24 protein-coding genes and 1 tRNA gene are annotated in these 26,886 nt (G+C 65.6%); 12 read left to right on the forward strand and 13 right to left on the reverse strand.

The features are described 5' to 3' along the window. The first annotated feature begins 50 nt into the window (after nucleotides 1-50). From QU663_RS09860 to QU663_RS09870, 3 genes are all read left to right on the forward strand, one after another. Nucleotides 51-2,072 carry a hypothetical protein gene (locus tag QU663_RS09860; RefSeq protein ID WP_021611998.1) on the forward strand — a complete coding sequence of 674 codons (2,022 nt, stop codon included), beginning with the start codon at nucleotides 51-53 and terminating at the stop codon, nucleotides 2,070-2,072. Next, nucleotides 2,069-2,974 (forward strand): alpha/beta fold hydrolase, encoded by a 906-nt coding sequence (locus tag QU663_RS09865; protein ID WP_021611999.1) that lies wholly within the window; start codon nucleotides 2,069-2,071, stop codon nucleotides 2,972-2,974. The genes QU663_RS09860 and QU663_RS09865 overlap by 4 nt, the downstream gene beginning before the upstream one ends. Before the next feature lie 180 nt (nucleotides 2,975-3,154). Next, a complete protein-coding gene (locus QU663_RS09870; protein WP_003791132.1) occupies nucleotides 3,155-3,838 on the forward strand; it encodes a Crp/Fnr family transcriptional regulator in 684 nt (227 codons plus the stop codon). 149 nt (nucleotides 3,839-3,987) lie between these two features. Here the strand turns inward: QU663_RS09870 and QU663_RS09875 are convergent, their stop codons facing one another. Beyond that, nucleotides 3,988-4,167, reverse strand: coding sequence for a DUF4177 domain-containing protein (locus QU663_RS09875; RefSeq protein ID WP_009057918.1), 180 nt, complete (start codon nucleotides 4,165-4,167; stop codon nucleotides 3,988-3,990). Beyond that, nucleotides 4,164-4,523, reverse strand: a complete 360-nt coding sequence (locus tag QU663_RS09880) for a WhiB family transcriptional regulator (RefSeq protein ID WP_009057922.1) — start codon at nucleotides 4,521-4,523, stop codon at nucleotides 4,164-4,166. The genes QU663_RS09875 and QU663_RS09880 overlap by 4 nt, the downstream gene beginning before the upstream one ends. 169 nt (nucleotides 4,524-4,692) lie before the next feature. Between QU663_RS09880 and QU663_RS09885 the strand changes: the two genes are divergently transcribed. The 4 genes from QU663_RS09885 to QU663_RS09900 all read left to right on the forward strand — a co-directional run bounded on the left by QU663_RS09885 (nucleotide 4,693) and on the right by QU663_RS09900 (nucleotide 9,870). Next, nucleotides 4,693-6,798 carry a transglycosylase domain-containing protein gene (locus QU663_RS09885; protein ID WP_021612001.1) on the forward strand — a complete coding sequence of 702 codons (2,106 nt, stop codon included), beginning with the start codon at nucleotides 4,693-4,695 and terminating at the stop codon, nucleotides 6,796-6,798. A gap of 1 nt (nucleotide 6,799) precedes the next feature. After that, nucleotides 6,800-7,768, forward strand: a complete 969-nt coding sequence (locus QU663_RS09890; RefSeq protein ID WP_021612002.1) for a metallophosphoesterase — start codon at nucleotides 6,800-6,802, stop codon at nucleotides 7,766-7,768. A gap of 105 nt (nucleotides 7,769-7,873) precedes the next feature. Beyond that, a tRNA-Pro gene (locus tag QU663_RS09895) sits at nucleotides 7,874-7,947 on the forward strand. Nucleotides 7,948-9,456: 1,509 nt separating this feature from the next. Beyond that, complete coding sequence (locus QU663_RS09900) at nucleotides 9,457-9,870, forward strand: hypothetical protein (protein WP_021612007.1); 414 nt, start codon at nucleotides 9,457-9,459, stop codon at nucleotides 9,868-9,870. 130 nt (nucleotides 9,871-10,000) lie between these two features. Here the strand turns inward: QU663_RS09900 and QU663_RS09905 are convergent, their stop codons facing one another. Beyond that, nucleotides 10,001-10,984: a bile acid:sodium symporter family protein gene (locus tag QU663_RS09905; protein ID WP_021612008.1), complete on the reverse strand. Its 984-nt coding sequence runs from the start codon at nucleotides 10,982-10,984 to the stop codon at nucleotides 10,001-10,003. A 221-nt stretch (nucleotides 10,985-11,205) separates the two neighbouring features. On the opposite strand from QU663_RS09905, the gene QU663_RS09910 reads away from it, so the two are divergent. Beyond that, nucleotides 11,206-11,988 (forward strand): YwiC-like family protein, encoded by a 783-nt coding sequence (locus tag QU663_RS09910; RefSeq protein ID WP_021612009.1) that lies wholly within the window; start codon nucleotides 11,206-11,208, stop codon nucleotides 11,986-11,988. A gap of 118 nt (nucleotides 11,989-12,106) precedes the next feature. Here the strand turns inward: QU663_RS09910 and hisC are convergent, their stop codons facing one another. Next, complete coding sequence (gene hisC / locus QU663_RS09915; protein ID WP_021612010.1) at nucleotides 12,107-13,171, reverse strand: histidinol-phosphate transaminase; 1,065 nt, start codon at nucleotides 13,169-13,171, stop codon at nucleotides 12,107-12,109. A gap of 65 nt (nucleotides 13,172-13,236) precedes the next feature. Between hisC and QU663_RS09920 the strand changes: the two genes are divergently transcribed. Beyond that, a complete protein-coding gene (locus tag QU663_RS09920) occupies nucleotides 13,237-13,623 on the forward strand; it encodes a phage holin family protein (protein WP_021612011.1) in 387 nt (128 codons plus the stop codon). A 28-nt stretch (nucleotides 13,624-13,651) separates the two neighbouring features. On the opposite strand, the gene QU663_RS09925 is transcribed toward QU663_RS09920, so the two are convergent. Together QU663_RS09925 and QU663_RS09930 are read right to left on the reverse strand one after the other, a co-directional pair. Further along, on the reverse strand, nucleotides 13,652-15,334 hold the full coding sequence (locus tag QU663_RS09925) for an alpha/beta hydrolase (RefSeq protein ID WP_021612012.1): 1,683 nt from the start codon (nucleotides 15,332-15,334) through the stop codon (nucleotides 13,652-13,654). Next, entirely contained in the window at nucleotides 15,328-15,633 is a 306-nt protein-coding gene (locus QU663_RS09930) for a hypothetical protein (RefSeq protein WP_021612013.1), read from the reverse strand. Before QU663_RS09930 ends, QU663_RS09925 begins: the two co-directional genes overlap by 7 nt. 260 nt (nucleotides 15,634-15,893) lie before the next feature. On the opposite strand from QU663_RS09930, the gene QU663_RS09935 reads away from it, so the two are divergent. Continuing rightward, nucleotides 15,894-17,183, forward strand: coding sequence for a DNA cytosine methyltransferase (locus tag QU663_RS09935; protein ID WP_009056964.1), 1,290 nt, complete (start codon nucleotides 15,894-15,896; stop codon nucleotides 17,181-17,183). A gap of 157 nt (nucleotides 17,184-17,340) precedes the next feature. Here the strand turns inward: QU663_RS09935 and QU663_RS09940 are convergent, their stop codons facing one another. After that, a complete protein-coding gene (locus QU663_RS09940) occupies nucleotides 17,341-18,669 on the reverse strand; it encodes an ISL3 family transposase (RefSeq protein ID WP_304990531.1) in 1,329 nt (442 codons plus the stop codon). 197 nt (nucleotides 18,670-18,866) lie between these two features. Here QU663_RS09940 and QU663_RS09945 point away from each other — a divergent pair, with 197 nt between their 5' ends. After that, nucleotides 18,867-19,445 carry a hypothetical protein gene (locus QU663_RS09945; RefSeq protein WP_021610711.1) on the forward strand — a complete coding sequence of 193 codons (579 nt, stop codon included), beginning with the start codon at nucleotides 18,867-18,869 and terminating at the stop codon, nucleotides 19,443-19,445. A gap of 90 nt (nucleotides 19,446-19,535) precedes the next feature. Continuing rightward, nucleotides 19,536-20,993 carry an adenylosuccinate lyase gene (gene purB / locus QU663_RS09950; protein WP_021610710.1) on the forward strand — a complete coding sequence of 486 codons (1,458 nt, stop codon included), beginning with the start codon at nucleotides 19,536-19,538 and terminating at the stop codon, nucleotides 20,991-20,993. An 88-nt stretch (nucleotides 20,994-21,081) separates the two neighbouring features. Here purB and QU663_RS09955 read toward each other — a convergent pair whose 3' ends face one another. The 6 genes from QU663_RS09955 to QU663_RS09980 form a co-directional block, all read right to left on the reverse strand. After that, complete coding sequence (locus QU663_RS09955; protein ID WP_021610709.1) at nucleotides 21,082-21,762, reverse strand: DUF4853 domain-containing protein; 681 nt, start codon at nucleotides 21,760-21,762, stop codon at nucleotides 21,082-21,084. Beyond that, nucleotides 21,759-22,433 (reverse strand): DUF4853 domain-containing protein, encoded by a 675-nt coding sequence (locus QU663_RS09960; RefSeq protein ID WP_021610708.1) that lies wholly within the window; start codon nucleotides 22,431-22,433, stop codon nucleotides 21,759-21,761. Before QU663_RS09960 ends, QU663_RS09955 begins: the two co-directional genes overlap by 4 nt. After that, nucleotides 22,430-24,112, reverse strand: a complete 1,683-nt coding sequence (locus tag QU663_RS09965; RefSeq protein WP_021610707.1) for an alpha/beta hydrolase — start codon at nucleotides 24,110-24,112, stop codon at nucleotides 22,430-22,432. The genes QU663_RS09960 and QU663_RS09965 overlap by 4 nt, the downstream gene beginning before the upstream one ends. Next, nucleotides 24,112-24,462 (reverse strand): hypothetical protein, encoded by a 351-nt coding sequence (locus QU663_RS09970; RefSeq protein ID WP_021610706.1) that lies wholly within the window; start codon nucleotides 24,460-24,462, stop codon nucleotides 24,112-24,114. Before QU663_RS09970 ends, QU663_RS09965 begins: the two co-directional genes overlap by 1 nt. A 132-nt stretch (nucleotides 24,463-24,594) precedes the next feature. Further along, nucleotides 24,595-25,251, reverse strand: coding sequence for a hypothetical protein (locus QU663_RS09975; RefSeq protein ID WP_021610705.1), 657 nt, complete (start codon nucleotides 25,249-25,251; stop codon nucleotides 24,595-24,597). Continuing rightward, nucleotides 25,248-26,729, reverse strand: a complete 1,482-nt coding sequence (locus QU663_RS09980) for a hypothetical protein (protein ID WP_021610704.1) — start codon at nucleotides 26,727-26,729, stop codon at nucleotides 25,248-25,250. The genes QU663_RS09975 and QU663_RS09980 overlap by 4 nt, the downstream gene beginning before the upstream one ends. Nucleotides 26,730-26,886: the final 157 nt, after the last annotated feature.

Below are 26,886 nucleotides of genomic sequence, written 5' to 3' on the forward strand. Positions count from 1 at the left end.
CGCGTTCGGGCGCATGAAACGTAATATGTGGGCAGATATAAGGAGGAAGCATGTCCGAGAACGAGATTGACGTCGAGCGCGACCGCGCCGAGGACGAGCGCGACAACGTGGTGTTGACCGGTGAGGAGATCGAGCTGCCGGGCGAAGGCTCCGACGCCTCGGCCATCATCGGCGAGTCCAGCGAGCCCATTCACACGGGCGAGATCGAGTCCGTCGCGATCGGTAGTCTGAAGGCCCGCGTGCCCGCGACGGCGCCCCTGAAGCCCGCCATCGAGGACAAGATTTCCACGGGCGAGCTACCCGTCGTCTCCGCTCCCGCGGGTGACCTCCCGGCCGTCTCCCCCACGGACCAGGCCGGGGCACCCTCCGGGGCCGAGGACGCGCCCGCGGATGCGTCCTCCGACGCCCCCGAGGCGGATGGCTCCGCGCAGCGCGAGGGCGCCACGTCCGAAGCCGACGCCGCTCACTCCGAGGCCGACGCCGCTTCCTCGGACGAGGCCGCCGCAGCAGGCGACGCGACGGAGGAGGCCCCGGTCGAGCAGGGCACCGAGGCTCCCGCACAGGAGGCCCCCAGCGACGAACCAGCCGATGCCCCCGCCGAGGCCTCGTCGACCGAGCGCGCTGAGGCCGCACCGAGCGAGGACGCCGACGAGGCGGAGTCCGACGAGCCGAGCGCCCCCGTGGCCGAAGAAGCCCCGGCCGAAGAAACCCCGGCCGAAGAAGCCGCCGCGCAGGGCGAGGACGCGACGGACGACGAGCCCGAGCAGGTCGGCGAGCCCGCCGAGGAGGCAAGCGACGCGCCCGAGCAGGTCGGCGAGCCCGCCGAGGAGCGGGAGCCCGCCCGCTCCCCCGTCATGACGCCCGCGCAGGCCGCGGCCGCCCTGGGACTGAACCTCGATTCCGTGCGCGAGCCCCGCGAAGAGACCGCCGACGAGACGGCCGATGCCCCGCAGGATGCTCCCACCGACAACGTCGAGGAAACGCCCGTCGACAACGCCGAGGAGCACGCGGACGAGGCGACGACAGCGGAGGGCACCGAGGCCTCGAAGGACGCCGAGGAGCCCGTCTCCGCGGTCGGCGGCGCCGCGGCGGAAGCAACCCACACCCTGGCGTCGCGCCGCTCCATGATCTTCGGTGACGAGGAACCCGTCTCTCCCTCGATCCCCGCGCTGAGCCCCACCGAGCAGCAGGCCAGCGCGTCGAGCGCCCAGGAACCCGTCGAGCGCGACACGGCCTCGGACGAGGACACGACCAAGGACTCAGTGACCGCCCTCGTCGACGGCCCCACCAAGCAGCTGCCCACACAGGCGACCTCGTACTCCTTCGCGGATCAGGACCAGGCCGAGGCCGAACGCCCGCGCCGCCGCTCCCTGCTGGGCGCCGACGATGACGAGCGCGACGCCGCCACCCTGGCCGCGATCGCCTCCGCCAATCGCGACCGCTCCGAGAACACGAAGGAGCCCGCCGGGCTGGACGACGAGCTCTTCTCTGCCGCGCCGGTCATCACCGAGATGCCCTCGCGCCGTGGAGCCCACTTCCTGTCCCTCGTGCTCTTCCTCGTCCTCACGCCGTTCGGCTGGTACCTGGCTTCCGACGCCGGCGCACGCATGACGCTGGCCGACGCCGCCCCCATGTACACGGGCGTCGCCTCGATCCTGGCGCTCGGCGAACTCCTCGGAGCGATCATCGTCGCCGTGATCCTGTTTGCCACCGCGCGCCGCTCCTCCCTGGGCGCGTGGATCATGGGCGTGGCCACCCTGATCGTCGGCCTGCCGTGGGTGCTCGCCCCCGGCATCACGGCCTCGACCCTGCTGGCTTCGCTGAACGCCCTGAGCGCCTCCAGCTCCCTCGGCGCGAATCTCTCGCACCACCTGCAGGCGTCCGGCTACTCCGGTCGTTTCGCGATCCTGGGCATCGTCCTCATGGGCGTGGGCTACCTCTCCCACTCCGCGCGCCGCACCGGCCGCGCCGAGGAGGCCCTGCGCACCTCGATTGAGGCCGTCAACCCGGCCGGCGCTTTCTATTCCAAGCGCGCACGCAAGAAGGCAGCGAAGGACCTGAGCAGCAAGTGAAGACCCTGATTCCCGCCAGCGCGATCGAGCTCGAAGGTCCGTGGACCCATCGGCACGTGAGCGCTGGGGGCGCCGCATTCCACGTCGCCGACATGGGCCAGGACATGGACCATGCGCTGGTACTCCTGCACGGTTTCCCCGAGCACTGGTGGTCCTGGCGTGAGGTCCTGCCCCTCCTGGCCGAGTCGACCTCGCGCGTGTTTGCCCTCGATTTGCGAGGCTTTGGGACCTCCGACCTGACGCGCGGGGACTGCGACGTGACCCAGCTGGCCACCGACGTCATCGGGGTCGTGCGTGCGCTCGGCGTCGCCTCGTTCTCCGTGGCCGGCCTCGGCGTCGGGGGGACCGTCGCGTGGATGATCGGTGCGCTCGCGCCGCTCGAGTTGCGCTCGGTCGCCGTCCTGTCAGCGCCGCATCCGCTGGGCATCCAGCCCGTCATCGGGCGCGCCCCCTGGGCGGGTGGCCGCGTCCTTCAGGGCCGTCTCGCGCTGCCCACGGGACGCGAGCGCGCCCTGCGTTCCGGGTCGCTCGTGACGACCGTGTACCGCGCGTGGGCGTCTCCCGCTAACGTGGACGCCCTCGTGTCACAGTCGGGCACCTACCGGGCGGCCCTGCGCCGCCCCTTCGCCGCGCACACGGCCCTGCGGGGGTTCCACGCGACCCGGTCGCTGTCTCGCGAGGTTCGCCGCACCCTGTCGGAGCCGCTGCGGGTGCCCGTCCTGTCGCTTGTCGGCCGAGACGACGGCGCATGGTCCGCACTCGATCACGCCGCCGACGCGCAGTTTGTCGACGCTCCCCTGACCCAGATTGTCATTCGCGAGGCCGGGCACTTCCTGCCCGAGGAGGCACCCGCGGCGGTCGCGCAGGCCCTGGCGCAGCACGTCGGAACGCACGCCCAGTAGCCCATTTTCATTAGACAGGTCACACAAATCAGTAAATGAAACATGTTTCACCTGATAGATAGGGCATAATAGTGTGATACGCGGTACCTCCTAGTGAGCGGTGTAACGCATGGGACTCGCCGCGCAGTCCAAATCGGAACGCCCGAGCAACTCGGGCACGAGCGGAAGGAGCTCCGCACCATGATCGGTGACGGAAACTTCATCAGCCAGGTGCCGCTGTTCGGTGGCCTTGATGATGCACAGCAGGTGTCCCTCCAGCAGAAGATGGGTCATACGACCCTGCGTCGCGGTGAGACCCTCTTCGACGAGGGCGATCTCGGCGATCGCCTCTACATCGTGACCGAGGGCAAGGTCAAGCTCGGCCACACGTCGAGCGACGGCCGCGAGTCCCTCCTCGCCGTCCTCGGCCCGGGCGAGATCATCGGCGAGCTCACGCTCTTCGATCCGGGCCCGCGTTCGACCACTGCGACCGCCGTCTCCCCGGCGTCGCTCCTCTACCTCGAGCACGAGGACCTCATGCACGTGCTCGACACTAACCCCACGCTGGCCAAGCACATGCTGCGCGCCCTCGCGCAGCGCCTGCGCCGCACCAACGAATCCCTCTCCGACCTCGTCTTCTCCGACGTCCCCGGCCGCGTCGCCAAGGCCCTCCTGGACCTCGCCGACCGCTTCGGCACCGCGACCGACAAGGGCGTCCACGTCCCCCACGACCTCACGCAGGAAGAACTGGCCCAGCTGGTGGGCGCCTCGCGCGAGACCGTGAACAAGTCCCTCGCCGACTTCGTGTCGCGAGGCTGGATCCGCCTGGAGGGTCGCGCCGTCACCCTCCTCGACGTCGATCGCCTGGCGCGCCGCGCCCGCTGACCTCAGCTCACGGGTTGGGCCCGACACCGCGCGGTGTCGGGCCCAACCTCTTTGTTTCCTGACGCGAACGAGGCCGTGGCCCCATGCGCTTTGCGCGCGTGCCGACCACGGCCTCGTTCATGCTGTTCTCTGCGCGCAGATTCCGCGCGTCAGTTCTGAACGGCGGAAGCTTCCTCAATCGGACGCTTGAGGTAGGCCACCAGGTTCTCGGAGCCCGTGGGGCCCGGGATCACCTGGACGAGTTCCCACCCGTCGGCGCCCCACTGGTCGAGGATTGCTTTCGTCGCGTGCGTGAGCAGCGGAATCGTGGAGTATTCCCATTTAGTCATGAGCCCATCCTACCCGCCATCTGGGGGCGCACAAAGGGCAACACCTTCGGAACGTGGGCACTGCGCAGCTCCCGGGCCAACGGGTCATCCGAAGAACGCAGCCACTCCAGCCAATCCTCCGCGTGGGGATAGTGGCGCAAAATCGCGCGCCGCTCCCGCTCGGTCAGGCCACCCCACACGCCGTAGTTCGCTTCGGACTCCAGGGCATCGGCGAGACATTCGAGGCGCACCTCGCACTCGTAGCAGCGCAGGCGAATCTGACGCTGGGATGCACCCTGAACGAAGAGCGCATCCGGTTCGATGGACGCGCACAAAGCACGTGCGACCCAACTCTGGTCGTCGCCGTGGGTTGACATCGTGAATCTCCACTCCACTGTACTACGAGCCCTATCATGTGACGATACACACATACCTTTGTGGGCGCAAACGGTGCGACCTCGTATGAGGCGGCGACGGGTGACCGATCAGGCAATTCTCACGCGTTGCCAGACTCCAGATGTCCCCGGCGGCACGTAAGCTAGAACCATGTCGCACTCTCATTCACGCGCCGTCCGGCCGACCCAGCTGTTCGCCCTCCTGCTGGCGTTCCTGAGCGTCTCCTCGCTCATGGGCGTCGTCGGGGCGGGCATGCTCGTCCCCATCGCCGGACCCACCGCGCTGGTCGCGAAGTCGGTCCCCTCCGTGTTTAACGAGCTGCCCGGCGACCTTCAGACGGTGGCACCCGCCGAGGAATCACAGCTTCTCGACTCCTCCGGCGGCGTGATCGCACACTTCTACGACAAGCAGCGCATCGTCGTTCCCAGCGCGAATATCGCCGACGTCATGAAGAAGGCGATCATCGCGATCGAGGACAAGCGCTTCTACGAGCACAACGGCGTGGATGCTACCGGCATCGCGCGAGCGCTCGTGACAAACCTGGGCGATTCAGGCCGCCAGGGCGCCTCGACGATCACCCAGCAGTACGTGCGTAACTCTCTGGCCGAGCGCGGCTACCTCGAAGGCGATGCCGACCAGGTCAGCGCCGCCACCGAGCAGACAACCGAGCGTAAGCTCCGCGAGATCAAGTACGCGATGGCCCTGGAAAAAACCCAGTCCAAGGACGAGATCCTCACGGGCTACCTGAACATCGCTCCCTTCGGCCCCATCACCTACGGCGTCGAAGCCGCCTCGCAGCGCTACTTCTCCAAGTCAGCCTCCGAACTGGACTACCTGGAGGCCGCACTCCTCGCCGGCCTCGTTCAGTCTCCCGTCCAGTACGACCCGCTCACCCACCCCGAAGCCGCCCAGGAACGCCGAGACACGGTCCTGGCGACCATGCTGGATCAGGGCGTCATCACGCAGGAAGAGTACGACAAAGGCATCGCGACGTCGGTCGACTCGATGCTGCACCCGACCGTGTCCTCCGAAGGCTGCTCCGGCGCCGAGTCCTCCAAGGCGTATTTCTGCGACTACGTCCTCGCCCAGTTCCTGGAAGACCCGACGTTTGGCGCCACGCGCGTCGAGCGCGAACGCCTGCTCAAGACCCAGGGCATCACGATCCGCACCACGATGGATCCCGCGATGCAGGACGCCGCCTACTCCTCGTTGACGAACACGATCCCCGTGGGCGGCGCCTCCGGCCTGAACGACGCCCTGGTCTCCCTGGACCCGCGCTCGGGTCGCGTCCTGTCGATGGCTCAGAACACGACCTACGGCATCGAGGCGGGCGAGACGATGTCGAACTACTCGGCCGACGGCAACTTCCAGGTCGGCTCGACCTTCAAGGTCTTCACCCTGCTCCAGTGGTTCAAGGAGGGCCACTCCGCCTACGAGACGGTCGGTTCGGCGAACACCTTCTACCCGAACGGCGCCTTCAAGTGCGACGGCCGCCCCATCACGACCGAGGGCTACCAGGTCAACGACCTCGCGGGTAAGACCGGCACCATGAACGTCGTGCGCGCCACCGGCCAGTCCGTCAACCAGGCCTTCGTGAACATGGCGTCCCGCGTCGACTTCTGCTCGATCTTCGACACGGCCTACGACATGGGCATCACCGAGGACGGCGAGGTTCCCTCCCCCTACCCGGCCAACATCCTCGGCTCCGTGTCCGCCTCACCGCTCCAGATGGCGTCCGTGTTCGCGGCGATCGCAAACTCCGGCCAGCAGTGCACGCCGCAGTCCATCGAGTCCGTGACTGACCGCGACGAGAACGTCCTCAAGGAGTTTTCCGCGGACTGCAAGGAGGTCATCTCCCCCGACGTCGCCAACAAGACAGCGGCCCTGCTGACCGCGTCCGCCGGCCAGTACTACACATCCACGCGCCTGGGCGACGGGCGCCCCTTCGCCGCGAAGTCGGGCACCACCGACGGCCACGCCAACACGTGGCTGACGGGCTTCACCCCCTCCGTCGTGACCTCCGCGTGGGTGGGCCACGGCGAGAATTCCTCCCAGGAAGTCGGCGCCGTGACCATCAACGGGCACTACTACGGCGAGATTTACGGTGAAACCTTCGTCGGCCAGAACATCTGGGCGCCTTACATGACGCAGATCCTGGCGGGCACCCCCGTCGAGGCCGTCTCGAACGCGAACATCGGGGCGAGCACTCCGCGCACCTCGACTCCTACGCCGTCTCCCACCAGCAGCGGGCACTGACATGGCGTCGACGCTCATGGAGGCCGCGCCCTCGTCCCGCCGACCAGGCCGTGGCCTCCTGCGCACTGCGGGTGCGCTGGTCGGGGGGCTGGGGCTCGCCGGGGTCGCTGCGGGCGGGGCCGCGCTGGCCTGGGGATCGATTGAGCGCACGATGCCGGTGCTGCGGCGCTACCAGGTTCCGGTTCGTGCTCGCGTTCCCGAGGTGACGATCCTCCAGATCGCGGACCTGCACCTGTTCGCGGGGCAGGAGTTCCTGCTCCGTTTCCTCTCCGATGTCGCTTCCTCCGAGCGTTTCGACATGGTCGTAGCCACGGGGGATAATTTCGGCTCGACCGAGGCCCTCGACATGGTGATGGACGCCTATCGGCCCTTCCTGTCGTATCCGGGCGCGTTCGTTCTGGGTTCGAACGACTACTACTCTCCGATCCCCAAGCGCTGGAGCCGCTACCTGTCGCGCTCCAAGCCGCACCCCGCTCGCGTCGTTCCCGACCTGCCGTACCTGCCGATGGTGCGCGAGTTGGTTCGCGCCGGGTGGCTGGATCTGTCAAATGCCGCCGGGACCCTCGCCGTTCCCGGCGGGACGGTGTCACTGCTGGGGACCGACGACGCGCACATTCACCGCGACCGCTTGGGCGCCCCGGCCTCGTCGTGGGGGCAGGCCGGCGTCTTACATCTGGGCGTCACGCACGCGCCTTACACGCGCGTCGTGTCCGCGCTCGCCTCGGCTGGCTCGGACCTGATCCTGGCGGGCCATACGCACGGCGGTCAGATCGGCATCCCGGGCGGCGGCGCGATCATCACGAACTGCGACATCGCGCGCCGCTACGCGAAGGGTTTGAATCGCTGGGAGGCCCCCGACGGCTCCCAGTCTTGGTTGCATGTATCCGCCGGCCTGGGCACCTCCCCCTACGCGAAGATTCGTATAGCAACGCGCCCCGAGGCATCGATCATTCACGTCCACCCGGCGTAGCCAGCACCCACACGCCCCGGTTATTGCGGCGTGGCCCACACTTCCGCTGCTCTGTTCATCTCGGTTTGGGATTATCGGCGAGGTGAGGCTATACTCGAACGGCACCGGGGTGTGGCGCAGCTTGGTAGCGCGCTTCGTTCGGGACGAAGAGGCCGTGGGTTCAAATCCCGCCACCCCGACGGTGAGTCGCCGGGACCGTTTGGTCCCGGCGACTTTTGTTATACCGGGCCGAGGCGCCTCTCGGCGGGCCGGGTGTCGGTGGCGAGGGCGTGGCCACTGTACGCATCGAGAGGCGCGATCCTTCGGGGTTCCGCCTCTGTCGTTTCCCTGGGCACAGAGAGAGCATCCGTCACCAGGCCGACCGTGACCACAGGCCCCGGTCGTCTCCCTGGGCATATTGAGAGCGTCGGGACGCCTGCGAGTCGTCAGGCCCTCGTGTGTTTCTGTGAACGCGTCCTGTGCACGTGAGCCCTTTCACGCGCATGCTCACCCGTGAGGTGGCGGCCTGGATCCGGCGGGTGGCGGCCTGGGCTCCTTCATGCGCGCGTTAACCCGTGAGGTGGCTACCTGGGTCCCTTCATGCGCGCGTTAACCCGTGAGGTGGCAGCCTGGGCTCCTTCATGCGCACGTTAACCCGTGAGGTGGAGCATGGGCACCCCTGCCCATGCTCCACTAGTAGGGCCCAGCTGCGCATGAAGGGGTTAACACTGCCAGCACAGGGGCCCAGCTGCCACCCCTGGCCCACATGATCAGTTGCCACCGCAACACGATCCGCTCGCGCGAAGCAACTTGGCCACTTGCTCACACGCTCACACCCACCCGGGCCCTCTCGCCCGCCCGTGGGCGGCAAGGACTTGCCGGACAACGAGCCAACGCGCCGAGCGCTACCAGCGCGCACGGGCGAAGCGGGCGGCCGAAGCGGGCGGCATCGAGACAACCGCCAGACAAATGTCGCACGTAATTTATTGCGGTCATTTTTCGAGATGCCTCAAAAACGTTGAAATCCCAACGATGCACATTCGATGTGTGAATGAGTCATCGATGAATTACGTGCGAAATTACTGGTTGACAGCCATAGCTGGGCACCAGGGCAACGCACCCAACAACACCAGCCGCGAAGACCCCACCGGCGCGGAGGGGTCGCAGGGGTAAACTCCGTGTCGGAGTTGCCCGCATCACAGGCCGTCTGGCCCATCAAGCCCATGTCAGCCATTTTTCACCGAGGTGGTCTGCACTGTGGGCGCCACGCCACCCCGAACTGCGTCCTCACCGCCAGCAAACGGGGGGAATTGCAGCATTAGAGCCGCGACACGCCGGCGACACGCCGACAGGAGGCTCCTAATGCTGCAAAACCCCCATCCACCCGCAGGCATACCACCGCCGCGGTCCCCCAAATCCCCGCCGCGGCGCGGCGGCAGGAACAGAATCGGCGGCAGGACCGGCATCGTCGGCGTCTCCATCGGGTTCCGAACCCCAAACCACCCGGGTCGCTGGGCACCCGGTCGGCGCCCACTCGCACGAAGAACCGCGCATGAACCTCCACGCATAACGCCAACGCGCATGCCGCCCCGACGCTTAGCGCGACAGTGAGCCTTCGGTGTGTTGAATCACCCCATGTCCCTCACGCTCACGTTTTAAAGACGATAGACTTTCGGCGTACCCATCACCTACGTTCTAGGAGTACCCCCATGAAGCGTCGCATTGTCGCAGCCGTTCTCGTCGCCCTCTTCCCCCTCGGCATGGCCGCCTGTGGCTCCCAGTCCAAGGCCGATGCCTGCAAGGAGATTGAGAAGGCTATGAACGAGGCCGCCGAGGCCATGGTCTCCGCTGCCCAGGACATGACCAGCAACTCCAATGCCCAGGCTTCCTACAACTCGATCGCGGAAGCCTACGAGGCTGCCTCCAAGAAGATCACCAACAAGGAGATTAAGACCTCCGTGGATCAGGTGGCGCAGGATTGGCGCAAGGTCGGCGAGAATGCCTCCGCCGTTGCCAACATGGACCTTTCCAAGATGAACGAGTACATGCAGGCCGTCGAGGATATGTCGGCGCACCAGGATGCTCTCTTCGAGACCTGCGGCTTCTCCCAGGCAGGCAAGTGAGCCATCTCTGACACCGTCAGCTCGCAGTGGGAGGGACGACCCGATGGGTCGTCCCTCCCTTGTGTCACGCCGCGAGTGGCCCCGACGGCGCGGATGCAGACTCACCCGAGTCGGCCATGGCCTCGTGACGTCAGGCGCGGCCGCCGTTCTTCCAGCGGCGGAAGAACATCGCCAGCAGCGCGCCGGACAGGTTGTGCCACACCGAGAACACGGCTGCCGGGAGCGCGGTTTCCGGGGTGGCGGCGAAGTGGGTCTTCGCGAGGGTCGCCGCGAGCGCCGAGTTCTGCATGCCAACCTCGATCGCGGTCGTGCGCGCAGCCTTGTCGGAACCGCGCCCCACGCGCCCGGCCAGGTAGCCGAACAGATAGCCCAGCAGGTTGTGACAGATGACCACCGCGATGATGAGGGCGCCCGACGTGAGGATCTTGTCGACCGAGCCCGAGACGACGACGACCAGCACGTAGCAGATACCCAGCACGGAGATCCAGGGCAGAAGCGGCAGGATCTTCTCCACGAACTTGCCGGCGAGGAAGCGGACGATGAAGCCGCCCAGCACGGGGGCGAGGACCATCAGCAGGATGTTCTTGGCCATTGCCGCGCCATCAACCGGCATGCGCGAACCCACCAGCCAGGCGGTGAGCAGCGGCGTCATGAGGGGTGCGAGCAGCGTCGAGATCGAGGTCATGGTGACCGACAGGGCGACGTCCGCCTTTGCCAGATAGGAGATCACGTTCGAGGCCGTACCGCCGGGGGCACAGCCGACGAGGATGACGCCGACGGCGACCGCGTCGGGGAGGCGGAACACGTAGCACAGGGCCCAGCCGACGAGGGGCATGATCAGGTACTGGGCGACAACACCCACAAGCACGGGCAGCGGACGCTTCACGATGAGCCCGAAGTCGGGCAGCGTCAGGGTCAGGCCCATGCCGAACATGATGACGCCGAGGGCCCAGTTGACGCCGGGGGCCAGCGGCTTAAAGGTCGCAGGCGTGACCATCGCGATGGCGAAGGCCGCCAGAATCAGCAGCGGAAATACCGTAACGGCGATGCGAGCGCTGCGATCCTCTGAGGACAGAGTCGGAGATTGAGTTGTAACTGCGTCTGATGTGGACATGCCCCCATCGTTCACCGATCGTTGAAATTTTCCCTTCCGCATCTCACGTTGTGATCGGCTCAGTATTGAGCCTCACAGGACTACTTCACTAAGCTAAGGCTATGCACAGTGCAGCGCTGCAGACTCAGAACGCATCCGGGCGCCCCACGGGTGGCGGACCCGGCCGCACGTCGGGGCGACCCCAGGGGCGCCCGAAGCCGCGTCACCATAAGAACCCCCGCATGCGCGAGCTTGCCCGCAACGGCTGGCTCTCCGACCAGCACGGCGCATGGACGATGATGGCCTTCCCTCCACTGCTCGGCTGGGCGCTATCCTTCACCTTCTCGTGGCTGGTCATCCTCATGCTCCTCGCGTGGGCGATGGCATTCCAGATGTTCTCGGCCGTGTGCCTGTGGGTCAAGACCCCCGCGAAGCGCCGCAGCCGCATCGTGCCCGCGATCATCACCTACGGCGTCCTCGCGGCCGTTCCCGGCATCACGCTGCTCGCGATGCGTCCCCAGCTGCTGTGGTGGGCCATCGCCTTCGCGCCGCTGGCCTCGTCCGCGATCTACCTGGTGTGGCAGGGGCGTGAGCGTTCCCTGGGCGCCCGAGCCGCCTCGATCCTGGCGGGCTCCATCATGGGACCCGTCGCTTTTTCGCTGGCGACCGCGGAGGGCTCGCCGGCATCAGTGACACTCCACGCGTGGGCGACGTGCGTCGCGTTCGGCCTGCACTACATCGCTACGGTTCCGCTGGTGCGCTCGATGATCCGAGGCCGGAAGGACCCGCGCTGGGCGGTGGGCTCGACACTGCTGCACGCGGCGTTCACGCTCGTCGCGGCCGTGGCGTGGTGGTTCGGTGCGCTGGCGATCTGGCCTGTCATCATGTGGGCGTTCCTGACGGTTCGCGCGTGGGTGATGCCGACGATCAGTCGAAGGCGGGCGCGTCCGCTCTCGCCCAAGCTCATCGGATTCAGCGAGCTCGGCTGGTCAGTTCTCCTCATCGTTTCCCTGTTGGTCCCGTAGGCTCACCCTCCCCAGATGCCGCCCGCGCAAGCCGCCGCCCGCGCAAGCCACCGCCCGCGCGAGGCGCCCGCGCACCCCGTAGGCCGTCGTCCGCGCCGCCGCCCGCGCGGTGATCCTGCTATTGGGTGATGCCTTCGGCGCGCGCGAAGTCGGCGGCCACGGATAGGAACCGGTCGTTTTGTTCGCGCGAGCCCACGGACACGCGCACGCCTTCGCGGAACGGGCGCACGATGAGGCCGACGCGGGCGCAGGCATCGACGAGGCCGTAGACGCTCCCGCGCAGCAGGTAGAAGTTCGCCTGGGTGTCCGGGATGTCGTATCCGAGTTCGCGAAGGGCGGGGACGATGCGCTCGCGTTCGGCGACGATCTCTGCGACCGCGCGCTGGACAGCCTCGGCGTCCGCGAGGGAGGCGAGGGCCGCGGCCAGCGCGAGGGAGTTGACGCCGAAGGGCACGAGGAGGGACGAAATGGCGCCGGTCACCTCGGGGTCTGCGATGGCGTAGCCGACGCGCACGCCGGCCAGCGCGTGGGCCTTGGAGAAGGTGCGCATGACGACGACGTTGGGGTGCTCCTCGATGAGGGGAACCGCGCTGCGCACGCCGGGCTTGGTCGCGAAGTCGATGTAGGCCTCGTCGACGATGATCATGACGTCGTCGGGGGCGTCCGCCACGAAGGAGGCGATCTCCTCGTAGGTGAGGGCCGGGCCGGTCGGGTTGTTCGGAGAGCAGAGGATGACGGCGACGGTGTCGGGCGTGATCGCTTCGCGCATCGCGACGAGGTCGTGGCTGCCGTCCGGGAGGAGCTCCACGGGCACGGGGTCGGCGCCCACGGTTGGAACGGCGATCGGGTAGGACTCGAAGGAACGCCACGGGTAGACGACCTGGGTGCCGGGTTGGCAGACGGCGGACAGCGCGGCCACGAGGATTGCCGAGGAGCCGGTGCCGACGCACACCTGGTCGGCGCCGACCCCGAAGCGCTGTCCGAGCGCCTCGCGCAGGGGCGCGGCCGTCAGGTCGGGGTACCGGTTGATTGTGTCGAGCTCGCGGGCAATCGCCTCCAGGACGGCGGGGCTGGGCGGGGTCGGCATTTCGTTGGACGAGATTTTGACGGCGTCGGGCGCTGACTTGCTGGGCTTGTAGCGGGGCAGGGAGAGGACGGCGGGCCGGAAGCGCAGGTTGCTCATGTGTGTAGTCCTAGCCCATGGGGGTGCGCCGTGCAAGCAACGTCCCACTGCGCAAGAATGAACAAATGGATTTCATTGCTCGACTCGTTGCCACGATGGCCGGCCTGTGGGTGACGACGCTCCTGGTCCCGTCGATCTCCGTCACGTCGACGACGGCATCAGGAACCGTGATTGCCCTCGCCGTCATCGCTTTTGTGTTCACGCTGGTCAACTCGATCATTAAGCCCGTTGTCAAGACGCTGGCTTTCCCCCTATACCTCCTGACCTTCGGCCTGTTTGCCCTGGTGACGAACTCGCTGCTCTTCGCGCTGACGGGGTGGCTGTCCACGTCGCTGGGTATTCCCATGACGACGGGCGGCTTCTGGTCGTGCCTGGCGGGCGCCGTTATCACGTCGGTGGTTGCCTCCCTCGTGTCGGGCGTGCTGCGCGACAAGAAAGACAAGCGCGACTAGGTCGGACCTCCCTCCTCTTCGGGGCGCATCACTTGTCGGTGATGCGCCTCGTTTGGTAGTGGTGGACGGTGGTTTGTGTGCGTTCGGTCAGCCCGAGCGCCTGGGTGCGGCGGGCCTCGGCGGCCGCGAGTGCCCCGAGGCCCGGGTCGGTCGAGGTCTTGGCGGCGTTCAGGGAGCTGCGGATCTCTTCGACGTAGACGGGGGCGGAGTGTGAGCAGGGGACGGGGTCGGTCCCATCGCAGGTGGCCTGGTAGTCGTGGAACATGACAGTGGTGATGTTGTCTCCTTGCGTGGCGTAGCCGTCGAGGCCGGGGACGATGTCGCCAGAGTTTTCGTAGGAGAGAACGGGGACGTCGGTCGGGGCGATGGTGGCTGTCGGGGATCCGGCGGTGACGACGGAGACGACGTTGTAGCGGGAGCGCACGTCCGGGTCGGCGGCCAGTTGGGCGGCCATGATACCTCCTTGGGAGTGCCCGGCGAATTCGACGGCTTCGCCGGGTGCGATGCCCGCGTCCTTCATCGCCTCCTGGATGGCATAGAACTGGTCGGATGACATGCCGCCGACGCCCTGGAGGTTGGTGAGCATGTCCTGCGGCCCCTTCTGCCCGACGGCAAACGATTGGGTGCCGCGGATGTCGACGGTCCACGAGCGCGTCTGCGTCCCGTCCTCTCCCATCGTGACGTGCTCCTCGATGGCGATCTCGCCGTTGTTGGCGTCGCCACCGTGCATGTCAACGATGTGTTCGATGAGGTCGGCGCTGGTCGGCGCCCCCTCGTAGTGGGTGTCGGGCGCCGCATCCGGCATCGACTCCTGCGTCTCAGCCGTTCGCTGCCGAAGCTCACCTGGCCATTTCTTCAGGCCGATTCCGCCGTAGTGGACGCGCATGTCTCCGCTGGCTGACTTGACCACGACCCCGTAGCTCGCGCCGTTCTCCCGCCGACAACCGGTCCACCACGCGGCGGCGAGTGCTGCTACGCCTGAGGCCGGGGCCGTTGACGTGGAGTTGAGGTCCTGGCTGACGCCGAAGCCGAAGAATGACAGGCTACGCGCAACGTCCCTGAATACGGGTACCGAGTTGACGTCCAGGGCGAATCGGCCGAGGTCGCGCTGGAAGCGGGCGCCCGACATGTCGTCCTTGTGCACGTAGAACAGGAGGCCGTCGATACCAGTGTTGATCAGATCCCTGTTTCCCACAAACGATGCCGCGGAAGGGTTGAGTACCGTTGGCAGCCAGGGAAGCCCCAGGTCATGTGCCGCGTCCTGCTGCCCATGAAAGACGGCGCTCGACGCCGCGCCCGCGACGCCTCCCGTGGCATAGAACCTGGCCATGCCGATCGGGGTGAGTTGCGGTCCCATCGGGCTGCCGGGGACGGCCTCCCACAGCGACGCTCCCGCCTCCGCGTCCCCGTAGGTCAGGGATGCGTCCTGGAGCTTCCACAGCAGCTCGTCGATGTGGGATTCGAGGGCGTCCAGCGCGGCCAGCGCCCCGCGGATCGCGTCGGCGAGGGCTGTGCCGGCCTGCGGGTTGGCGGGAGTGGTCGCCTCCGCCTCCCATAGGGCCGTGGTGAGGGCGCCCCGGGCGGGTTGGATGATCAACAGCTTTTTGTATGTCAGTATCGTGTGTTCGGCGCACAGCTCGTTGACGTCGACGCTGAAGGGGCCGGAGACGACGGACACGTCGCGATGGGGATCGAAGGGCATGGTCACCATCTCCCCGACAGGGCCATGTCGATGCCGATCTTGCATGAGGTCGACATGGCGCGCTGTGCGGCGGCCAGCGTCTTGGCGCATTCCGATTCGAATGAGGGGACCAGGTCCAGGGCCTGAGAGATCTCGTCGAGGACCGTGTGGGCCTGGGCGACGGCCTCGTCGCGCCTGGCCCGGTATCCATCTCCTGCGGTCCCCGTCCACTGGGGGCACGAGGCATCCGCGAGCACTGCGCGCAGGTCGTCGACGAGGCCGTGGGCGGAGTTGAGGGGCCCGGCGGGCCCGAGCGCATCGATGAGCATGGGGACTCCCTTCGTTGGAAGCGTTGTCGTGACAATCAAGACGCTACGCGCGAGGCCGTGGCTGGTTCTACCCGCACGGACAGCCCTGTGGATAGCGGGCGACACGAACTACCCCCTGTGGATAGACGCCGCCCGCGTTGGTCTGTGGATAAAGCGAAGTCGCCCCCCGGACGGTATCGGGCACTCCCCCGTTAGCGAACGTGAACAACTCTCTATCGAGGTGAACCACTGATGAAGGTGCACCGTTGTAGCATCGATGCATGCCACTCGACTACACACGACCGCTCGCCGTAGACCTTTTTGCAGGAGCAGGAGGACTATCTCTCGGCCTCGAACAAGCCGGATACGAAATCGCGGCCGCAGTCGAGTATGATCCCATTCACGCAGCGGTCCACGAGTACAACTTCCCGTACGGAAAGACCTTCGCTCGAGATGTTACAGGCATCACCGGCGCTGAGATTCGCATCAAATCCGAGATCGGAGACAGGGAGATTGCTCTGGTTGCCGGCGGCCCGCCATGCCAAGGGATATCCCTCATTGGCCGCCGCGCTATCGATGATCCTCGAAACGCACTGTTGAAAGAATATGTACGTTTGGTTCTCGAACTGCAGCCCCGTCATTTCCTCATGGAAAACGTCGCGGGTCTGACTGTCGGCAAGCACCGTCACCTGCTCACAGAAGTTATCGACCTTCTGTCTGATGGGGGGTATCAGGTACTCACCCCTTATCGCGTTTTGCAGGCAGCGGACTACGGTACGCCACAATCACGTAAGCGCCTCATCCTTTTGGGCGCCCGCGAGGACGTGCCTCTACCGCACTATCCAGAACCGCTTTTCACACCTCGACCTATTCGGAACAAGCCTCTCCCGAGCGATCCTGTGCTGCCCTTTGGCCCCTCCGTCAATGACGCGCTCTCGGATATTCCCGACGCTCACTCGATCAACGAGCTCCTCGAAGGAGACACCACGTCCGACGTTGTTTACAACACACCTTCGGACTACGCGGCAGAGCTGCGCGGCATAACAACTGCTGCGGACGATTACTCGCACCCTCGCCGCTTTGACCATTCCGTGTTGACCTCATCGAATCGGACGAACCACACAAGCACATCAATTGAACGTTTCAATGCGACGACACCGGGTGATGTTGAGCCCGTCTCACGTTTCCTTCGGCTAAACCCCGAGGGAATCTGCAACACGCTGCGCGCAGGAACTGCGTCTGATCGTGGGGCTTTCACCGCACCTCGGCCGATTCATCCGACGTACCCTCGCGTCATCACTGTCCGAGAAGCGGCACGTCTTCACGGATATCCCGACTGGTTCCGGTTCCACGTCACGAAGTGGAATGGTTTCCGCGAGATCGGCAATTCGGTGCCCGCACGGCTTGGACGCGCCCTCGGCGCTGCCCTCCTACAGGCGGACAATGTCACCCCCACGCGTGGCGGGATCATCGACTTGGGCGCCCCCCAACTATTGTCTATGAACGCCAGCGAAGCAGAAAAGTACTACGGGATCAAAGAACGTGTCATCCCTCAACGCGATAGGAAATAGCTGATGGTCAAAGAAGCCTCATCAGATCTGTATTCACTCATCTTGGAAAGGATCTTTTTCAAACATTTTCACGACGGCACAACATCTATTTGGAGGAGAGAGGAGCTCCTTGAGGCAGCGAAAGAACTCGATGTTCGAGCACCCAAAAACCGGCTCTTCAGAGTTGAGTGTGGGTGGAGGCGTCTAGGCCTCCTGCGATGAGGAGCATTCGGAGTTGGTAGTTGGTGGGGTTGCGGTAGCCTCTGGCGGTGCGTCTGCCTAGTTCGATGATTCCGTTGATTGCTTCAGTCGGGCCGTTGCTGGCTCCGCCGGTATCGAAGTAGGCCAAGAAGGCATCCTTCCACGTGCGTAGGGTCCGACCCAGGCGAGCGATTTCGGGGATGGGACACCTTGGTAGGCGCTCAATAAGGCGTGTGGCCAGGTGTCGGCCTTGGGCGGGTGTGGCTTGGTGGAAGACCTCGCGGACTTGCTGGGTGAGCAGGTAGGCGACTTCAACACTGATATGCGCCTCATCTGCCACGAAGGCCTCACGGAGTCGTTCCTTTTGACGCTTCGTGAGCCGATCACGCGAGGCACGCAAAAGATTGCGGATCTGATAGAGGGGATCCCCCTTGCGTCCGCGGTGACCCAGGGTGTCTTGCTGGACGCGGCGGCGTACCTCATCGAGAGCGTCGCCAGCGAGCTTGACGATATGGAAGGCGTCCAGCACGCTGGTTGCGTCTTGGAGCTGGTCATCGATGGCGTTCTTATATCCCTGGAAGGGATCCAGCGTCGCGATTCGCACTCCCGTGCGGAAGTCTTCGCCGCGCTCGGCCAGCCAGTTCTTGTACACGGTGCCAGACCTTCCCGGGACCAGGTCCAACAAGCGGGCCGTGGGATGATCCTCCCCTCGCGTCAGGTCCACGATGCCGGTGAGCTCACGGGGGCCCCGTCGGCGTCGGTCCTGGTGATGCCATACGTGCTCGTCAACCCCCAATACCTGCACCCCTGCGAAGCGGGCGGGGTCCTCAGATGCGGCTTGCAGACGCGGCTTGATATGGGACCACACGGTGTTCCACGTGGTTCCTAACTGGCGGGCCAGGCCAGCGATAGTGGCTCCCTCGAAGCGCAACTGTCGGATCGCCCAGCGGATCGCCCGCACACCCAGACGCGCCCGAGGTGCGCACATCGAGTGGTTCTGCTCGCTAAAGGTCGCGATCTGGCAGGTGGTTTCGCGGCATATCCAGCGTCGCTTAAACCACCGGATCCGTACTGGAACCCCTGCCCAGGGCGCGTCGATCACCTCCACCACCACACGCCCGTGACCTTGAGCAATCACCCCACAACCCGGGCACCCCGCCAGCTGGTTGCACGACTCAACATCGAGCACCAGAGCATCTGGGGTGCGAGCCACGCTCATCAGATGGAAGCCCTCCAAACCGACGAGCAGATCACACCGATCACAACGATCAAGCGACACAGAGCAGCAGCAGGTAGGGTGAGACATTGTCGAGGTCCTTTGAAGATCGCGGGGGTTGAAGTCCGCTCATCATCAAGGACCTCGACCTCTACCCGCAACCCCCGACCAACACCCGGTCACCCACACTCAACTCGGAAGAGCCCAAAAACCTCGGAGATCTCGTCTATGCTTTCCGCTATCGCCGAACACTCCCTGAGAGCATACGCACGGTAGCACCGGAGGGCATGCAGTGGATTATTCGTGGAAAAGGACGAGCTGAGTACCAGTTCGAGCTCGTAAAACAACAGGTTCGAATCATTCCGAATCTTTCTCTCGCCCGCATCAAGATTCCGGACGCGACTCCTCAGATTATTCGCTCCTCTGCACTCGGTGATGAGCAGGCACTGCTCGCCCTGGTTCGTTACAACCGTCTCATTGATATCTTCTTGGGTATCACCACCTACTCCCTCCAAAACCACTTACGCACAACAGCACCGGGTATTGGGCAAGTAGAAATTGATGAGATCTATGTTGGCGTCGACGGCGGCGGCAGACAGTACATTTTGCCGGTCCAGGCAAAGGGAGGCAAGGATGAAATTGGCGTGACACAGGCGGAACAAGACCTCGCGGTGTGCGCTGACAGGTGGCCATCCATGATCGCTCGCCCGATTGCTGCGCAGTTTGCGGATGACGGATTGATTGCGTTGTTTGAACTCGCACTCCAGGACGGTGAGCTTCGGGTCAGGCGTGAGGAACACTATGAACTCGTCCCAGCGGATGCAATTTCGCCTGCGGACCTGCAATCGTACCGACTGAACCCCTAACCCGGCCCCGGCCTCGTGCGTTACCCACGCCACGAACCGCCGCGCGGACTCAGCGTCCCGAAGGCCCACCGTTCTGGGAAGATAGGGGGTATGAGCGACACGATGACACTGTTCTCCACTGCCCACGGCTATTCGGACTTGGCGGGCGGGGGTGAGCCGCTCAGCCCGCTGGACGGGCGCTACCGCGCGGTGGCCGCGCCGCTGGCGAACTACCTGTCCGAGGCGGGCCTGAATCGCGCGCGCGTGCACGTCGAGATCGAGTGGCTGATTTTCCTGCTCGACAACTCGGTCCTGCCGGGCGCGCCGACGCTGACAAGCGCCGAGCGCGACTACCTGCGCGCGCTGCCCCGCGATTTCGGAGCCGAGCACATCAAGCGCCTGGGCGAGTTCGAGGCCGTCACCCGCCACGACGTCAAGGCCGTCGAATACCTGATCGGCGAATACCTGGAGGCCGCCTCCGGCAAGCTGGGCGAGGGGACGACGCTGCCGTCCCTGCGCGAGGTCGTCCACATCTTCTGCACCTCCGAGGACATCAACAACCTGGCGTACGCGCTGACGATTAAGGCGGCGACCGAGCAGGTGTGGCTGCCGTCTATCCGCGCGCTCCTGGATCGCCTGCGTGGCCTCGCCGAGGCCGGGGCGGCCATCCCGATGCTGGCGCACACGCACGGACAGCCGGCGACCCCCGTGACGATCGGCAAGGAGATGGCGGTGTTCGCGCACCGCCTGTCGCGCCAGATCAAGCGCGTCGAGGCCACGGAGTACCTGGGCAAGATCAACGGCGCGACGGGCACGTGGGCCGCGCACGTCGTGTCGGTGCCGGGCGCGGATTGGCCGACGTTGGCTCGCTCTTTCGTGGAGGGCCTGGGCCTGACGTGGAACCCGCTGACGACGCAGATCGAGTCGCACGACTGGCAGGCGGAGCTGTACTCGGACGTGGCGCGCGCGGGCCGTATCGCCCACAACCTGGCGACGGATGCGTGGACGTACATTTCGATGGATTACTTCCACCAGAACCTGGCGGCGCAGGGGTCGACGGGTTCGTCGACGATGCCGCACAAGGTGAACCCGATTCGCTTCGAGAACGCGGAGGCGAACCTGGAGGTGTCGAACGCGCTGTTGGATTCCCTGGGTGCGACGCTGGTGACCAGCCGCATGCAGCGCGACCTGACGGATTCGACGACGCAGCGCAACGTGGGCGTCGCGTTCGGTCACGCGGTGTTGGCCTACGACAACCTGGTGCGCGGCCTGGATGGTATCGAGATCAACGCGGCTCGTATGGCCCGCGATCTGGATGCGAATTGGGCGGTGCTGGGCGAGGCCGTCCAGCAGGCGATGCGCGCCGCCGCGATCGCGGGCGCGACCGGCATGGCGAACCCGTACGAGCGCCTCAAGGAGCTGACGCGCGGCCACGAGGTGGGCGAGCGCGACATGCGTGAGTTCATCGCGGGCTTGGGTCTGCCCGCCGAGGTGGAGGAGCGCCTCCTTGCGCTGACCCCCGCGACCTACGTCGGCTTGTCCGAGCGCCTGGCGCGCTGGGAGGCCTGAGCTCTCTTCGCGAAGGGCGGCGGGTGCGCGGGTTCGCGCCTCGCCGCCCTTCCCGTTTCTTCGCCTCCCGACGAGGCCGGGGCGGGGGTTACGAACCCGACTGGGCACCGCTCTGGGGCCCGGACTGGGGGTCGGCTTGGACACCAAGGGTGAGCGTGGGGACCGGGTGCAGGTCCGGGTTCGTGTTGTCGCTGACCGTCACGGGCACGCCCGGGAACGCCTCCTCCACGGAGGGTAGGACGAACTGACCGGGATCATTCAGGGGCTTATCCGTCGGCAAACACGCGGAGCGCGACCTCACGGCGATAAAGTCCTCCGAAAACTTGAACTCGACCATGCCGCCATAGTTGTCTATCAGGCGAATATCCCGAGTAGCATCCCTGTCGATTTGCTTGTCAACCTGCACGGTCGTCGACCAATCGGGCTTGTTTTCTGTCACCAGTTTCTCGAGTTGCTCAAAGGACATCGACGGAGCCACCGTGGTGTAGCCAACCACCCGATACCCCTGGGTATCACCACTGCCACACACTTGCACATACGGCAGGCCCATCACTGTCAACTCTCCACCGGCCTCGGCGGCCACCTGACCGGCAATCTGCGAAACCTTCGGCATCTCCTCATCAACGTACTCGTCAAGGCTCTGACGGTCGCGGAAGGGCACGCTGCCGCCGAACCACATCAACGTCAGCCGGCAGACAACGAGCACCGCCACCACCACGACGCACCACGCACCCACGCGTGCCGGAGTCCACTTCTTCGTCATGCTCATTCTCCCGACTGAGTTCCCGACTGCGGGCGCAACCCAGGATTCTCGTCGCCGTTGTCGTCGAATGCCTGCACGATTGTCAGATTCGGAAACATCTCTTCGGGGCTAGGCAGCGGATAGGACGAGAGCGGGACGTCCGGATCGAGAGGCTGGGATGGGAGCATACACCCCGAGTACAAACTAATGACAATGCTGTCCTTAGCCTCGTGATGATAGAAACTCAGCTTATTCCCGTAGCCATCCCCGACAGTAACAGTGCGAGAGTTAAGTTTATCTCTGCGTACCGGATCCCACGAATAGCCGAAGCCGTTACGCTGCGCACCCTCAACGACCATCCGGCGCAAATCCTCGTAATCGATCGCAGGAATAACCATCATCATCCAGTCGATATCCATGTCGGTCGTGTCCGTCGTCAAGCAACCGTCGATTCGATTCTTGCCGCTGACTCCTAGCACGCCACCGGACTCGACGACAACCTCCTCGATGATGCCAAGATACCGGGGCAGGGTATCCCTGATGTGAACCTCCGTCGTCTGCCCCTCGGAGATCGGGATACTCCCGCTGCCGCGCCCAAAATACAGTCCAGCATCATCCGACAGCCCCGGCACACACGCTGCCAGCAGGCAGAGCACCGACAGGGCAGGCAGACAGGACAGCACCTTCTTCCTCATCATCGCTCCTTGACGTCCGCGATGACCTTGCCGAGGTCGTTCAGCACGAGATTCTCTTCACCAGCCCTAGGCTCAACGAAATACATTGAGTGGTGTCCATACGGGTTACCGAAATAGTTGGGATTATATCCCTCAGCTCCACTTACGTCTCCGGACAAATGCCCGATTCCCTCCAGCTGCTCCGGGTTACGCCCGAAGTCCTCGTCTGGGCCCATTCCCCTTACCCAGTCGAGATGATCGATTGCGGACACCCAGACATGATCCTTGTCGACGCCAAGGGTTCCGACGGATGCAACGCCCGCGCCGGGTGAGCCCGTATACGCGAAGTCGTCCACAACGTCCTTACCGATGCTACGCATCGCGATGCCCGCAGTCGTCGACCCGTACGAATGTGGAATGATGCTCTGATGTACATCCATCCCCCGCTCGCTGCGCCAGGAGCGGATGCCCGTCGCGAAATTCCTCAGAGGATCCGCGCCCTCTCGGGCAAGGGTTGCCGTCGTGGTTCTTGCATCAGGCCCACTCTGTGGGGCGTGGTAGTTCATCCAGGCGATGGTCGCGACCTTACTCGGATCGATATTCCCTTGCCGAGCTGCCGCTCGCCTTAGATTCTGCGCATATGTCACATTGTCAGCCGAAGAGTCACGACAGTTGGTCGTTCGCCCGGGAACGAGTGTCGCGACGTGATCAGCGTTATCCACATCCCCAATCGCAAGTGCGGCGCGAACGTTCTCACCCGGTTTGCCCGGCTGCAGGGCAACTAGCGTCACTTCCGGGTCTCTCATCTGCTCACGAAGAGCCCTGAGATCGTCCACTCGATCCTGGGCATCATTCTTCTTCCGGATGAGGTCATCGAGATGCTTCGGACTTCCCACACTCGTTTTGGTCGCATTGTTAAGCGCTTCTTCTGCTTCCGCAAGGTCTCGCTCAGCTTGCCCCAGCAATCCAGCCCCCGGCATGTGTTGCCCCGACGCGTCCTTGGGCCCCAGCAGCACAAGCTCATTGGCCCTTGCTCGCGAGGCCATATCGATGCCGTCCAGGTTTCCGTACTTTTCCGGATCCTTGTTGATGAGCGCCTCGCGCTCGGACTCCGACAGGAGCGCCCACCACACGGAGACCTCCTCGGGGCTCCACGAGGGGTCGGCGTCGTTTGCCAGGCCCGCGGACTCCGAGTGGCGCCCCTCGGCCAGGACATACTGGCCGTCGGCCAACGCCTGATAGCGTGGCCCCACCGTTTCCTCGGCTTCCGTCGCCAGTTTCACTGCCTTTGAAACACAGTCACGCAAATCATCGTATTTCAAGACCTCACTAAGGCTGGGCTTCTCCCGAGTAGCCCCGCGATTTTCGACATTGCCGTCCTCTGGGATTTGATAGTTCAGCTCCGCCGCAACCTCATGAGCCGATTCACGAATAGCCACCACCCGGCTCACGTACCCGTGCAGCTCCGCGGTCGCCAGCGCGTATTCAGTGAGTTCGTTGAGGCGCGAGTCAAGCTTGTCCTGGATCTCGGAGAGTCGCTGGCGCATCCGGTCGGGCGCCTCGCCCTGAGAACGGATGTCTTTCGCGGCGTGCTCGAGTTCGGCGATGATCTCACGCGCCTCGCGCACCTCGGCCTCGATGAGGTCCTCGGCCTCCTCCACGTAGCTGAGCTTCCAGCTCTGAATGTCCGCCCAGGTTGCCACTACTGTTCCTCCCTCATGCACAGCAGGTCATCCATCGTCATCGCCGGGCTGCCGTGGTCGGTGTGCTGGAAGCTCACCGCCGCTTTGTTTTCGGTTGCGTTGTAGGCGTTGATCGAGTCGTTCACGGACTGGGAGAAATCGTCCAGCTCGCGCGTCAGCGCGATGACCGCCTCGTCGATCGTCTCGCCGGCGCTGCGCCCCTGTCCTGCGAGCGGGCTTCCGCCGACTGCAGAGGAGATGTAGTCGCCCGCCGTCGCGACGGTCACCGACTGCACTCTGCTGGACAGATCTCTCGTTCGGTCGCACAGGACTTCGAGGTCCCCCTCTTCGATGACAAGATCGCCGGCCATGATGCTCCTTCGCCATCACTTCTGTGCTGTTAAGCCAGACCCTACCAAACGGACACAAGGCGAACAACAGCGCCCCCAAGGGGTGGGACACCCCATTCCACCCTGGGAACGAGGCCTGGGCTCACGGTCCGGTCACGGCCTCCAGGCGGGGTCACACTCGGGCGCACCGTAGCGATCGTAAAGCTCGTCAGGGCGCGCGATCTCGTCGGCGAAGCCGAGGGCGGTCATATCGATGACCGCGTCAGTCTGAGCGCCGGGCGCCGCCAGGCTTTCCTCGTCGTTGTCGTCCGTGCGCGCGACGAGGATGCGGGCGCGCACGCTGACCGGCGCCATTTCGTCGTTATTCCAGGTCGCGCGGGTGACCTCGTCGAGCGCCAACGTCGCCGCCACGGGGTCGGTCAGCGCATCCTGGGCGGGCAGGACCACGTCGATGGACACGAGACAGGGTCGCCCGAATCCCTCGCCGACCTCCACGTTGACGACGCGGTGTTGACCGGAACTGGCGTCATTGACACAGGCCTCGTCCGTGGTCCTCTCCGGGAAGCGCGCGTCGAGCGCGGCTGTCACGAGGTCCACGAAGCGCTGCGTGCGCCCGGTGCCGCGCGTGGAGGACAGGGCGCGCCACGCGATGCCCGCGCCCAGGGCACCCACGCCGAGCGCGCCGATCATGAGGGGCCCGGCGATCTGCGGGAGACGGCCGCGCAGGCCCGAGGAGGCCGCCTTGTTGACGGGGGTCGAGACGCGCATCCATCGGCGCACCTCGCGCAGGGGGGCGTGTGGGTCGTTCATGACCTGTCCTTTCTGAAGGGAACGAGCGCCGACAGGGCGCCGAACACCGACGGGCGGCGGCGCTTGGGGCGTGCAACGCGGGGCAGGCGGGGGGCCGTGACCGCATAGTCGATCGGGTAGGTGGCGGGTTCGTAGGAGCCCCCGCGTTCAAGCGCGGCGACCGTGTCCCACGCGGCGTCGGCGGTGGGGGTCAGGATGTCCTGCCAAATCTCGTAGTGCATGACGCGCGTGGCCTCGCCCGGGGTGGGCAGGAAATCCTGGAGTGCCGCCATCGACGAGGCCAGCCTGCCCCACGGGGTCACGCGGACCTTGCGCTCGAGGAGACGCACGGTCTCCGTGTAGGTCGAGGAGGAGTGCGCGTAGTAGAGGGGGCGGATCCGAGGCCTCACGAGGCTGCGCCCGACGGTGACGCGCCGGTCGGGGGCTCGGTCGGGCGAGCCGTCGAGGCTTGGCATGACGTCCTGGTCGTGGTAGACGGCCACGGTCACGACGTCGGGGCGCACGCGGATGCGGCGATTCGGGCCGCCCGTGGACAGGATGCCCGCGACGTTCACCCCGGCCTCGTGCGGAGGGACCGAGGCGAGGGCGGCGGCGACGATGCCGCCCTGGGAGTGGCCGCAGATGAGGACGGGCTCGCGCGCCCACCGATCGGCGGGCACTCCGTCGCGTTCCATGGCGGCGTGCAGGGCGCGCACGACGCCGACGCTCATCGAGGCCTCCAGGCCGAGCATGAGGCGAATGTTGGTCTCCACGTCGGCGGGGTTGTTCGTGGAGCGCCAGGTCATGGACTCGGTGCCGACCAGGGAGAGGAGCCAGCGGCGCGCCTCGCCGTCCCCGACGCGGGTGATCTTGACGGCGGGGCCGATCGTGCGCGACCAGTAGAGCTCGTCGATGTCGGCGCACATATCGGACAGGACCGCGGGCGCGTCGACGCGGCGAATCTGCGCCTCGGGGTGGCCGGGCAGCGGGTCCTGGAAGGCCGGGTCGGCATCGGAGTCGCGCAGGAGAGCGACGTGGACCGCGCCGCCGCGCAGGGCACCCACGGCGGTGCCGATCGTCAGCATGCCGGTCATGAGGGCGTCGTACCCGCGCCTGGGGATGAGGGGCAACATGCGGGCCATGCGCCCGTCCTTGTCCGCGCCGACGGCGACGATCGCGCGCGCCCAGGCACGACCAACGGTCGCAGTGCGCCGCGCGACGTGTGAGAGGGAGCGGATGAGGAGCGTATCGAGGCCGGGGTTATCGAAGAAGATGCGCTGCGATTGTTCGCTGATCGCGGTGCCCATGTCGTCGGAGAGGGAACGTGCGCGGGCGCGAACGTCCTCGGGCAGCGCGGGGATTTCGGCGAGGGCACCGACGGCGACCGTGGCCGCAAGGGCGGGGACAATGGGGGCGATTTTGAGGCGCAGGTAGAAGCCGGGGTAGGCCTGGGGGACGCGGCGGATCGCGCGGTAGCGCCGACGCGGGCGTCGCTTCATGTCCCCTCCTTACCTGTGTGCTCCCTCCACCCTACGGCGGGCCGGGGCTGGGTGCGCCGCATTGGGGGATGCGTGTCGCCACCGCCACAGCGCTCGTTGACGACACCCCCTTGACACCCATACCCCCTAGGGGTATCATCTGCACCATCTTATCCTG

Origin of the sequence: Schaalia sp. HMT-172 (assembly GCF_030644365.1) — a bacterium.
GTDB lineage: Bacteria > Actinomycetota > Actinomycetes > Actinomycetales > Actinomycetaceae > Pauljensenia.